Genomic DNA, 1,523 nt, shown 5'->3' on the forward strand with positions numbered 1-1,523 from the left:
GAGTTGGAGAACTTCATGGCTGTCCGTACTCACTGGACCATCGACCACACGTGCGGCCACCAGGTCGACCATGACCTGTCCGATCGAGCTGCCGACCGACGCGCCGGCTTCGCCCGCTGGCTTGAGGCCCGCGACTGCTCCGACTGCTGGAAGGCCGCCCGCGACAGCAACCCTGCGGACACGAAGCAGTGGCTCGCCGCCCGCCGCGCCGAAGAGCAGGAGGCGGCCACCGAGTGGGAGCAGCGCTATGAAATGCCGCCGCTGGAGGGACCGGACAAGGCGGTGGGGTGGGCCGTGCGGTGCCGGCACCAGCTGGTGACCGCCGCGTACACCGCTCTGGCAGTCGAAGGCGAACTCGACGACGCGGACTGGTCGGAGATCGAGGAGAAGGTCCGTACTGTCACGCGGGCCGGGTGGTGGATCGACCAGAGGGATGCCGACGGCGCCGATCTGCCGGAGCTGCTCGAGGCGGCGACCGATGCCGACCGCCCGACCGAGAACCCCTACCTGTAGCCGAGCAGCCATAGCCCCCCATGGCCGGTTCGAGAAATCGAATTCGCCGCGCGGCCCTCGACTTGCGCCCCCCTTCCCACCGTTCCACCCGCTGAGGACCCGCTGATGCCCGACTCCGCTCCCCTTCCCGTCCACGCCACCGACACCATCACTCCCCGCCGGCAGGTCCGGCACGACCACTTCGCCCCCGGCGACCGCGTCGTGGTCATCCGGGGCAGCCTGGATGGCGACCTCCACGGCGACGACCTGACCGTCGTCGCGCCGTCCTGGCACACCCCCACCGGCCAGGACGGGTGGCGCACCCGCAATCCCCATGGCGGCGCCCACACCTTCACCACCGCGCACCCGCGCTACCTGATCCACGTCGAGCGGCACTGCCCCGACTGTGTCGCGTTCTTCCGCGCCCTGGCCGCCGAGCTGCTGCCGCAACTGCCCAAGCGCGGGTGTACCGAAGGAGATTGGTACCGCTTCACCGCACTAGACCAGCTCGTGCACCGTGATGACTACGGCCTAGCGGCCTGATACCCCTCTGGAGCCGCGAAGGCGATGCCGACACCGTCGTGCACGTCGTCCTGCAGACCGCGGAGCCCGACACCCCACCCGCTCGTCCCTGCCGCACAGATTCCCCCCCTCGCCTCACATGTTCCCCAGCTTCACCACGACCGCCGGACCTGCAGCCCGGCTGACGCGCCACCTCTTCTACCGCCTGCGCCGACTGCTCCAGCGCTGCATCAGCCGCTGTGCCTCCGCATGCGCGACGCACCCTCGACATACGGGCATCCCGCTGGCCACCGGCTTCGGCACGCTCGACGAGACCAGTCGAACGTCCGGCACGACACCTCCTCCTGGCCTCCGAACCGGGTTGTGAGCGGCCGATGTTGACGGTCCCGTCCCGGTAACGATCGAGGAGGCGGATTGGATCGTCGCCGATCTGATCCACCTGCTCGACCAACGGCTGCGCACCACGAACGAGCCCCGGGCTGCGGCCCCCGTCCATCTCAGAACCGGCG

Annotated in this window: 2 protein-coding genes; both read left to right on the forward strand. The window is 69.7% G+C overall.

Annotated features, from left to right (window positions below; translation table 11 throughout):
• The first annotated feature begins 15 nt into the window (after positions 1–15).
• Positions 16–513, forward strand: coding sequence for a hypothetical protein (locus tag K6I34_RS36825; RefSeq protein ID WP_229332369.1), 498 nt, complete (start codon positions 16–18; stop codon positions 511–513).
• Positions 514–618: 105 nt separating this feature from the next.
• Positions 619–1,035, forward strand: coding sequence for a hypothetical protein (locus K6I34_RS36830; protein ID WP_229332368.1), 417 nt, complete (start codon positions 619–621; stop codon positions 1,033–1,035).
• Positions 1,036–1,523: the final 488 nt, after the last annotated feature.

The organism is Streptomyces sp. UNOC14_S4 (assembly GCF_020740835.1).
Lineage (GTDB): Bacteria > Actinomycetota > Actinomycetes > Streptomycetales > Streptomycetaceae > Streptomyces.